This is a genomic window from Rhodopseudomonas sp., from assembly GCF_036404135.1.
Classification (GTDB): domain Bacteria; phylum Pseudomonadota; class Alphaproteobacteria; order Rhizobiales; family Xanthobacteraceae; genus Rhodopseudomonas_A.
Map to the genome: position 1 here is coordinate 1 of NZ_DASWPE010000132.1, position 9,528 is coordinate 9,528.

General features: G+C 67.8%; 8 protein-coding genes. 2 read left to right on the forward strand and 6 right to left on the reverse strand.

Translation table 11 applies throughout. The annotated features are described in order from the left end of the window. Positions 1-355 precede the first annotated feature (355 nt). Positions 356-661 (reverse strand): ATP-dependent Clp protease adapter ClpS, encoded by a 306-nt coding sequence (gene clpS, locus VGC77_RS16545; protein WP_331172661.1) that lies wholly within the window; start codon positions 659-661, stop codon positions 356-358. Between the two features lie 252 nt (positions 662-913). On the opposite strand from clpS, the gene VGC77_RS16550 reads away from it, so the two are divergent. After that, positions 914-1,744: a DUF1194 domain-containing protein gene (locus tag VGC77_RS16550; RefSeq protein WP_331172662.1), complete on the forward strand. Its 831-nt coding sequence runs from the start codon at positions 914-916 to the stop codon at positions 1,742-1,744. Between the two features lie 623 nt (positions 1,745-2,367). Here the strand turns inward: VGC77_RS16550 and VGC77_RS16555 are convergent. Next, positions 2,368-3,606, reverse strand: coding sequence for a class I SAM-dependent RNA methyltransferase (locus VGC77_RS16555; RefSeq protein ID WP_331172663.1), 1,239 nt, complete (start codon positions 3,604-3,606; stop codon positions 2,368-2,370). A 41-nt stretch (positions 3,607-3,647) separates the two neighbouring features. Then, a complete protein-coding gene (locus tag VGC77_RS16560) occupies positions 3,648-5,057 on the reverse strand; it encodes an MATE family efflux transporter (RefSeq protein WP_331172664.1) in 1,410 nt (469 codons plus the stop codon). Here VGC77_RS16560 and VGC77_RS16565 point away from each other — a divergent pair. Beyond that, on the forward strand, positions 5,056-5,286 hold the full coding sequence (locus tag VGC77_RS16565) for a hypothetical protein (RefSeq protein WP_331172665.1): 231 nt from the start codon (positions 5,056-5,058) through the stop codon (positions 5,284-5,286). The genes VGC77_RS16560 and VGC77_RS16565 overlap by 2 nt on opposite strands. Positions 5,287-5,290: 4 nt before the next feature. Here the strand turns inward: VGC77_RS16565 and VGC77_RS16570 are convergent, their stop codons facing one another. The 3 genes from VGC77_RS16570 to dxs all read right to left on the reverse strand — a co-directional run bounded on the left by VGC77_RS16570 (position 5,291) and on the right by dxs (position 8,775). Then, entirely contained in the window at positions 5,291-6,055 is a 765-nt protein-coding gene (locus VGC77_RS16570) for a TlyA family RNA methyltransferase (RefSeq protein WP_331172666.1), read from the reverse strand. Beyond that, positions 6,052-6,618 (reverse strand): nucleoside 2-deoxyribosyltransferase, encoded by a 567-nt coding sequence (locus VGC77_RS16575; protein ID WP_331172667.1) that lies wholly within the window; start codon positions 6,616-6,618, stop codon positions 6,052-6,054. Before VGC77_RS16575 ends, VGC77_RS16570 begins: the two co-directional genes overlap by 4 nt. A 231-nt stretch (positions 6,619-6,849) precedes the next feature. Further along, a complete protein-coding gene (gene dxs / locus VGC77_RS16580; protein WP_331172668.1) occupies positions 6,850-8,775 on the reverse strand; it encodes a 1-deoxy-D-xylulose-5-phosphate synthase in 1,926 nt (641 codons plus the stop codon). Positions 8,776-9,528 lie beyond the last annotated feature (753 nt).

Here is a 9,528-nt window from a genome sequence, read left to right on the forward strand (position 1 = left end):
AAAGTGATCAATGAAATCAGACGTTAAACGCGTCATTGCGAGGAGCTCTTGCGACGAAGCAATCCAGGGCCACGCATGAAGCCCCTGGATTGCTTCGCTTCTCAGTCGGCGCTGCGCGCCGCCCTCGGCTCGCAATGACGAAAAGACCCCTGATTTTGCTCTGTGCTTTTTCGGCCAGACTCTGAGGTGCGAGCCGTCTTCGGCGAGCCTCGAAGGATGCGGCTCCGAATGGCGGTAGCCACGCGTGCGCGCGGCCCATCCTTCGAGGCCCTCGCGATGCTCGGGCACCTCAGGATGACGGCGGCGCGCGGAGAGAGTTGCGGAGTTTTCGACGCCGCCGCCGCGCGTCGGCCGGCTATTCCTCCGGCTCGGTGGTGAACAGCAGCGGATAGCCCTTGGCGCGGCCGGCGTCGGTCGCGCGCGTTGCTTTGGTCTCGGCGACGTCCTTGGTGAACACCGCGACCACGCAGACACCGCGCTGATGCGCGGTGATCATCACCTTGTGCGCCTGGTCCTCGGTCATGCGGAATTCCGCCTGCAGCACCCGCACCACGAATTCGCGCGGCGTGTAGTCGTCATTGACCAGGATCACCTTGTGCAGCTTCGGCCGCTCGGTGTTCGGCTTGATCTTGGTCCGCGGTGCAAGCTCGACGGGACTCATGCACTGGCTCATCGTGGATCGCGCGCCGCCGGCGGGCGCCTCGACCGAGTTTACCGCGTTCCGCGGCGTCGCGAAACCGGGGGCGCGGCGCGTATCGCGCGCCGCCTTCGCGCGCGGCGTTGCGGCATTGTGCCTGCGCTAACCGGATTGTGAACGGGAACCTGGGTTTGCCGGCTTTCGCATTTCCGTTGCCGTGTCACCATTGTTGTTGGCGCGCGATCATCGCGCCGCCGACGAACAAGAGGGCCGCGGATGCGCTTCGGTGTCTCGATCGCGACGGCGCTGATCGGTGCGGCGTTGTTGTCCGGCGATGTCGCGGGCGTCGCCGCGCCGGCCGGTCCCGCCGCCGGCGAGAAGCCGGTCGACGTCGAGCTGGTGCTGGCGCTCGACGTGTCCTACTCGATGGACCTCGACGAATTGGCGCTGCAGCGCGAAGGCTACGCCCAGGCGATCGTCTCCAAGGAATTCCTGCAGGCGCTGAAATCCGGCCCGACCGGCAAGGTGGCGCTGGCGATGTTCGAATGGGCCGCCTCCAGCGACCAGAAGCTGATCATTCCCTGGGTGGTGATCGACGGCCCGGAATCCGCCGACGCGGTCGCCGCCGAAATCCTCAAATCGCCGATCCGCCGCGCCTCGCGCACCTCGATTTCCGGCGCGATCAATTTCGCGATTCCGCTGCTCGAGGAAAATCCCTATCACGGGCTGCGCCGGGTGATCGACATTTCCGGCGACGGCCCCAACAACAACGGCATGCCGGTGACGCTGGCGCGCGACGCCGCCTTGGAGAAGGGCATCATCATCAACGGCCTGCCGATCATGGTGAAGGAGCCGTCCTATTCGACGATGGATATCGACAATCTGGATTACTACTACGAGGATTGCGTGATCGGCGGGCCGGGCTCGTTCGTGATCAGCATCAAGGACCGCGAGAAATTCAAGGAGGCGATCCACACCAAGCTGGTGATGGAGGTCGCCGGGCGCCTGCCGCAGCGCCGCGTGGTGCCGGTCGCCGATGAAGCGCCGGCGGAGCGGGTGTCGTGCCTGGTCGGCGAGCGGATCTGGCAGGACCGCTGGGGACGGTGAGCGGACTTAACTACACATCGGCGCACGCCGCAGGCACCGCGCCGTCATCCTGAGGAACTCGGCGAAGCCCGTCAGGGCGAAGCCGGGCGTCTCGGTCGTCATCCTGAGGAGCCAGGCGAAGCGCGTAGCGCGAAGTCGGGCGTCTCGAAGGATGCGGCTCCGAGGCGTGCCGGCTCCGAGCACCTGGTAGCTCCGCGTTGCGCAGCCCATCCTTCGAGGCCCTCGCGTTGCTCGGGCGCCTCAGGATGACGGAGTTATTGGAGTTACTGCAGCAAGAACAAGGCGCGACGTCGTGAATGAGTCAACGCGCGTCTGCCCGGACGACAGTGCAGCGCTGCCACTGAGCAAGCACCCCGCCGTCATCCTGAGAAGCCCGGCGAAGCCCGCCAGGGCGAAGCCGGGCGTCTCGGTCGTCATCCTGAGGAGCCAGGCTGAGCTCGAAGAGCGAAGCCGGGCGTCTCGAAGGATGCGGCTCCGAGGCGTGCCGGCTCCGAGCACCTGGTAGCTCCGCGCGTGCGCGGCGCATCCTTCGAGGCCCTCGCGTTGCTCGGGCACCTCAGGATGCCGCCGCTGCCTGAGGCAAGGCGAGTGCTGATGACGCGAGGCAACGCAGCGACGCCCGCTTACTTCTTCGAAAACTTCGCCACCAGTTCGACATGCGGGGTGTGGCGGAACTGATCGACCGGCGCCACCGTGCCGATGGTGTAGCCGCCGTCGATCAGGATGCGGGCGTCGCGGGCAAAGGTGGTGGCGTTGCACGACACCGCGACCACGGTCGGCACCTTGCCCGCGGCGAGCTTTTCCGCCTGCGCCTGCGCGCCCTGCCGCGGCGGATCGAACACCACGGCGTCGACGTCGCGCAATTCCTGCGTCACCAGCGGCCGGCGGAACAGGTCGCGCACCTCCGCCACCAATGGCTTCAGCCCCGGCGTCTTGGCGGCGGCCTGCAACGCCGCGATCGCCGGCGCCTCGCTGTCATAGGCCATCACCTTGGCCTTGGCGGCGAGCCGCAGCGCGAACGGCCCGACGCCGCAGAACAGGTCGAGAATGTTTTTGGCCTTGCCGCAGCGCTCGATCGCAAGCTCCGCCAACGTCGCCTCGCCGGCCGCGGTGGCCTGCAGGAAGGCGCCGGGCGGCAGCACCAGATGCGCGGCCCCGATGCTGATCACCGGCGGCGCGCGCATCAACACCAATTCGCCGTGCCGGGTCAGCCGCGCCAATTTGTGCTCTTCGGCGAGCTGCGACAATCTCGCGATCATCCGGCTCGGCAGCGGCCCAGAACCGCGGATGTCGACGTCGAGCCCGTTGTCGGCGGCGGTGACCTGGATGTCGAGCGGCTTGCCGGTCTCGATCAGCGCCTCGGCCAGCGCCCAGGCCGCCTCCAGCGCACCGTCGAGCCCCGGATCGAGGATCGGGCAGCCATCGATCGGTACGATGTCGTGGCTGCCCGCCGCGGTGAAGCCGACCTTCAGCACCTCATGGGTGCCCTTGCGGGCGTGCAGCGTGATGCGGCGCCGCCCGGCGCCGTGGGCGTCGATCAACGGCGCCACCTCGCAATCGATCCTGGCTTGCGCCAGCGCCGCGATCACCAATTGCCGCTTCCAGGCCTGATAAGGCTCAGACTGCCAATGCTGGATGGCGCAGCCGCCGCACACCCCGAAATGCTTGCAGAACGGCGCGATCCGCTCGGCGCTCGGCCGATCGACGCGCAGCAGCACGCGGCGATCCGGATGGCCGGCAACGGCATCGACCGCGACGGTCTCGCCGCCAAGCGCATAGGGCACGAACACCGCTTCGCCGCCGCGCGAGGCGACGCCGTCGCCGCGATGCCCGACATGGTCGATGATCAGCGTTTCCGTCATGGCTTGCGATAGCCCGCAGCCGGCAGCGCGTAAAGCTGCAATCAGGCCGCCGGGGAAGGCCGCGGCTGCAGCGTCAGCCGGTGGAAGCGCCACACCAGCAGCGCGGCGTAGATCGCGAGCCCGATCGACAGTCCGGTCCAGACCCCGGCGGGGCCGAAGCCGGCGTTGAAGCCGAGCAGGTAGCTGCAGGGAAATCCGATCGCCCAGAAGCCGAACGCGGCGAACAAAAGCGGGACCCTGGTGTCGTTATAGCCGCGCAGCGCGCCGTTCGCGACCACCTGCAGGCCGTCGGCGACGAAGAAGCTGATTCCCACCACCAGCAGCGCCGCGGTGATCCGCGCGGTTTCGGCGGCTGCAATGCTGTCGCCGAGAAACAGTTGCGGGATCTGCGTTCGGATCAGCGCCACCAGCAGCGTCATCGTCGCCATGAAGATCAGGCCGATCCCGATCGCGACGAAGCCGGCGCGGCGGGCGCCGGCCGGGTCGTTGCGGCCGACGGCGTGGCCGACCCGCACCGTGGCGGCGAGCGAGATGCCGAGCGGCACCATGAACAGGATGGCGGCGATCTGCAGCGCGATCTGATGTGCGGCGAGCGCGCTGGTGCCGATCCGACCCATCAAAAGCGCGGCGGCGCCGAACACGCCGTATTCCAGCGCCGAGGCGCCGGAGATCGGCAGACCGAGCGCCAACAGCCGCCGCAGCAGCGGCCAATGCGGCCGAAAGAACTGCGCCAGCACCCGATATTTGCGGAACGGCTGGCAGGCGTAGCACACCACGAGCGCGACGCCGCACATCGCCACCGAGACCAGCGTGGTGGCGAGGCCGGCGCCGAAAATCTCCAGCCGCGGCAGCCCCAGCGCGCCGTGGATCAGCGCGTAGGCCAGCGCGGCATTGACCGGCACCGCGGCCAGCATGATCCACAGTGCCGGCGCCGGGCGATTCACCGCGCCCATGAAGCCGCGCAGCGCGATGAAGATCCAGCTCGGCACCAGCGACCACGCCAGCCCGTCGAGATAGCGGCCGGCGAGCTGCGCGATGAGCGGCTGCTGGCCGAGCGCCAGCAACAGCTGTTCGCCATAGAGCTGGCCGAGCGTCAGCGGCACCCCGGCGAGCACCGCCGCCCAGATGCCGACCCGCAGCGAGGCGCGGATCTGGCGCGGCGCGCGGGCGCCGAAGCCCTGCGCCGCCAGCGGCGCCACCGCCGACACCAGGCCAATGCCGAGCATGAAGGCGATGAACAGCACGGTATGGGCGAGCGCCGCGGCGGCCACCGCGGCATCGCCGAGCCGGCCGATCAGCGCCAGGTCGGTGGTCATCATCGCGATCTGGCCGAGCTGGGTCAGCGCCATCGGCGCGGCAAGCCACAGCGTCTCGCCGATCTCGCGGCGCCACGCAGACGAGCGCGCCGGCGCGGGGGCGCCGGCGGCGAGGGTGAAGTCGGGGGATGTCATGCCGCGCACCCTATCCAAAGTTGCGGCCGAACAAAGGCCGAACATCGCGACGGTTGGTCGCGCTTGGAGCCTTGCGGTTGGGCTGATGCCCTTCGTGTTCTTGACCGTCATTCCGGGGCGCGAGTTCGTCAAAACGAGCGAACCCGGAATCTCGCAACATGGCGGGCTGTTCACCTGTCGCAAGATTCCGGGTTCGCTTGCAGCTAAAGCTGCTCGCGTCCCGGAATGACAGCTCAGCCCCGCCGCGCCCCGAGGAAGAACTCGATATTGCCGTCGCCGCCGGCGATCGACGAGGGAAAGATCTCGATGTCGCGGCAGCCGTGCTGCGCGGCGAAGGCGGCGATGTCGTCGCACACCGCGCGGTGCAGCGCCTCGTCCTTGACGATGCCGCGCTTGTTGTGGCCGCCCTTCAGCTCGAATTGCGGCTTGATCAGCGCCAACAGGCTCATCGGCGCCGCGGCGAGCGATAGCGCCGCCGGCAGCACCGCCTTCAGCGAGATGAAGCTGGCGTCGATCACCACCACGTCGGGCCGCGCCGGCAATCTTGTGCCTTCGAGGCTGCGGATGTCGGTGCCTTCCATCGACACGATGTTCGGATGGCCGTGTAGCGAGGGGTGCAACTGGCCATGGCCGACGTCGACCGCAAACACCAGGCTGGCGCCGTTTTGCAACAGCACCTCGGTGAAGCCGCCGGTGGAGGCGCCGACGTCGAGGCAGACATGGCCCTCGATGGCGAGCGGGTAGCGCTCCAATGCGCCGGCGAGCTTGACGCCGCCGCGCGACACGTAAGGATGCGCCGGCTGCGCTTCCAGCGCGGCATCCAGCGCGATCTGTTCGGAAACTTTGCTCACCGGCTTGCCGTTGGCCGACACCAGCCCGGCTTCGATCGCCGCCTGGGCGCGGGCGCGGCTCTCGAACAGCCCGCGTTCGACCAGCAGCACATCGGCGCGTTTTTTGCGCGGCGGCGCCCCGCCGCCCCCTGGAGAAGGCGTGCTCATCGGAGCAATTTGGCCGGCGGCAGCCGCGCCGCCGCCAGCTTGACGCAGGCCTCGAAGGCCGCAAGGTCGTGCCACGGATCATCGGGCGAGGACTGCGGCGTGATCAGCGCGCAGCCGTGCAGGTCCAGCGCATGCGCGATCATCAGATTGTCGGCGAGGCCGAAATCCTCCACCACATGGCCGTGGGCGTCGTGCAGCACGCCATCGCGTGCCGTCACTTCGCCGCGCGCGGCGACGCGCTGGGTGTAGGGCAATGGATCGTTGCAATAGCCGAGGCAGAGCTTGCCGCACCCGGCCATGAAGCCGAGCTCATAGACCGTGCCGGCGTCGGCGCTGGGGCCGCGAAACGGCGTCAGATTGGCGATGATCGCTTGGGCCTTGCTCATCATCGCCTCGTTGCTGCGGAAGATCGCGCGCGACAGCCCCGGCGCCGCGGCGTCGAATTCAGCGTCGAGCGGGTAGAGGCCGATAAGGCCGTGGCGGGCGCAGATCGCCTGCTTGCGCCGGCCGATCTCGACGGCGTCCGGCAGGAATACGTCGGGACCGGCAAGGTAGATCAACATCAGGGAATTATCCGGGCGAGCTGCGTCGCCCGCGATCCTAGCACGTCCCGAGCTGCAGCCTTCACAACACCCGCGCCGTCATGCTGAGGTGCCCGAGCGCAGCGAGGGCCTCGAAGCATGCGCCGCGGCCACTCGGAGCCGCATCCTTCGAGGCTCGCCGAAGCCGGCGAGCGCCTCAGGATGACGGCGCAGCGGCTGCGGGTTGCTGCGTGGGCGCGCCCCGAACCCGGCTTACGCCAGCTTGACGGTCTCGGTCTTGGCGTCCTTGCCGAGCGCTTCGAACACCTTGTTGACGATGCCCTTGGCGTCGAGCCCGGCGCGGGCATACATCGCGGTGGGGGTGTCGTGGTCCATGAACTCGTCGGGCAGCACCAAAGCGCGCATCCGCACCTCGCCGTCGAGCATGCCGTGCTCGGCCAGCGTCTGCATCACATGGCTGCCGAAGCCGCCGATCGAGCCTTCCTCGATGGTCAAGAGCACCTCGTGGTCGCGGGCGAGCTTCAGCACCAGCTCGACGTCGAGCGGCTTCATGAAGCGGGCGTCGGCGATGGTGGTGGACAGCCCGAGCGTGGCGAGTTCGTCGGCGGCCTTTTCGCATTCGGCCAGACGCGTGCCGAACGACAATAGCGCCACCTTGTTGCCCTGGCGCAGCACCCGGCCCTTGCCGATTTCCAGCGGAATGCCGACTTCCGGCATCTCGACGCCGCGGCCTTCGCCGCGCGGATAGCGCACCGCGCTGGGGCGGTCGTTGATGGCGACCTGGGTCGCCACCATGTGCACCAGTTCGGCCTCGTCGGAGGCCGCCATGATCACGAAATTCGGCAGGCAGCCGAGATAGGCGTTGTCGAACGAGCCGGCATGGGTGGCGCCGTCGGCGCCGACGAGGCCAGCGCGGTCGATGGCGAAGCGCACCGGCAGGCTCTGGATCGCGACGTCGTGCACCACCTGGTCGTAGCCGCGCTGCAGGAAGGTCGAGTAGATCGCGCAGAACGGCTTGTAGCCTTCGGCGGCGAGCCCGGCGGCGAAGGTCACCGCGTGCTGCTCGGCGATGCCGACGTCGAAGGTGCGGTCCGGGAACGACTTTTCGAAGATGTCGATGCCGGTGCCGGACGGCATCGCCGCGGTGATGCCGACGATCTTGTCGTCCTTCTCGGCTTCCTTGACCAGGCTCTGGCCGAACACGTTCTGGTAGGACGGCGCGTTGGATTTCGCCTTGGCCTGGGCGCCGGTGGCGATGTCGAACTTCACCACCGCGTGATATTTGTCGGAGGCCGCCTCGGCGGGGGCGTAGCCCTTGCCCTTCTGCGTCACGACATGGATCAGGAACGGGCCGGTCTCGGCGTCGCGGACGTTCTGCAGGATCGGCAGCAGGTGGTCGAGGTTGTGGCCGTCGACCGGGCCGACATAATAGAACCCGAGTTCCTCGAACAGCGTGCCGCCGCCCATCATGAAGCCGCGGGAATATTCCTCGGCGCGCGCGGCGCGGTCGGCGATCAGCTTCGGCAGGTGCTTGCCGATCTGCTTGCCGGCCTCGCGCAGCGTCCGGTAGGTCTTGCCGGAATACAGCCGCGACAGATAGGCCGACATCGCGCCCACCGGCGGCGCGATCGACATGTTGTTGTCGTTGAGGATGACGATCAGCCGGGAATTCATCGCCCCGGCGTTGTTCATCGCCTCATAGGCCATGCCGGCGGAAATCGAGCCGTCTCCGATCACCGCGATGACGTTGTTCTTGCCGCCGGCGAGGTCTCGCGCCACCGCCATGCCGAGCCCGGCGGAGATCGAGGTCGAGGAGTGTGCGGCGCCGAACGGATCGTAGTCGCTCTCGGTGCGCTTGGTGAAGCCGGACAGCCCGCCCGGGGTGCGCAGGGTGCGGATGCGGTCGCGCCGCCCGGTCAGGATCTTGTGCGGATAGGCCTGATGCCCGACGTCCCAGATCAGCCGGTCGCGCGGGGTATCGAACACGTAATGGATCGCGGTGGTCAGTTCGACCACGCCGAGGCCGGCGCCGAAATGCCCGCCGGTCACCGAGACCGCCTCGATGGTTTCCTGGCGCAATTCGTCGGCCACTTGTCGCACCTGGTCGACGCGCAGCTTGCGCAGGTCGGCGGGGGTGCGAATGGTGTCGAGCAGCGGCGTTTTACTGAATTCGGACACGGCGATATTCCAGTCTCAATAAGGGGGATGTGACGCCCCGGTGACGAATGGTCGGGAAGGGTGCTGCAACAGCGGCGCTGTCACGGCGTCTGCTCGGCAAGAGCCACCCAAACCGGCCCCTTAACGAAAGAGAACCCCGATCGAAGCCTACAACGGTTGACCCGCCGCGGCTGTGATCATCACATTGGCGGCGGCATTCTTTCACACGGCGATCATAATTGCTGCCGCCTTTTTGGTCGGGGCGGCCAGCGCATAAGCCCATACCTTTACACAATGCGCCTCCCAAAGCCAACCGCCCGGGCATTGCTCCTTGGTCGGGGCGACGAAAGTTTTGCGGTTTTTGCCAGCAGTAACAGGGAACCGTGGGATTTTAGTCACATATTCGGCGCGGGTTAGGATGGAGCTGGGTCCCTCGTGCCACACCCGGGCGAGAGCCGGCCGGCTTGCCGCCGCGGCAAGGTGGGCCGCCGCTCTGTGGCGACATTGCGGCGGCGTCCACGCAATGAGTGCGGCGCAGCATTCTGGGGGCCGTCATCCTGAGGAGCCCGGCGTAGCGCAGCGAAGCCGGGCGTCTCGAAGGATGGCGACGAGCGGGTGGGGGGCCGCGGGGCTGCGGCCGCATCCTTCGAGGCCCTCGCGAAGACGCTTGGGCGCCTCAGCGACTGTCTTGGTTGTCAAGCGTTTTGCCATGGCTGATTGTCCCGCAGGATTGCGTTGAGGGTGGTGAGGAGCTTTCGGGCGACGGCGATCAGG

Coding starts and splice junctions, on each gene's coding strand:
- VGC77_RS16555 (WP_331172663.1), bottom strand. CDS start 3,606: ATGACGGAAACGCTGATCATCGACCATGTCGGGCATCGCGGCGACGGC.
- VGC77_RS16575 (WP_331172667.1), bottom strand. CDS start 6,618: ATGTTGATCTACCTTGCCGGTCCCGACGTATTCCTGCCGGACGCCGTC.
- VGC77_RS16550 (WP_331172662.1), top strand. CDS start 914: ATGCGCTTCGGTGTCTCGATCGCGACGGCGCTGATCGGTGCGGCGTTG.
- clpS (WP_331172661.1), bottom strand. CDS start 661: ATGAGTCCCGTCGAGCTTGCACCGCGGACCAAGATCAAGCCGAACACC.
- VGC77_RS16565 (WP_331172665.1), top strand. CDS start 5,056: ATGCCGCGCACCCTATCCAAAGTTGCGGCCGAACAAAGGCCGAACATC.
- VGC77_RS16570 (WP_331172666.1), bottom strand. CDS start 6,055: ATGAGCACGCCTTCTCCAGGGGGCGGCGGGGCGCCGCCGCGCAAAAAA.
- VGC77_RS16560 (WP_331172664.1), bottom strand. CDS start 5,057: ATGACATCCCCCGACTTCACCCTCGCCGCCGGCGCCCCCGCGCCGGCG.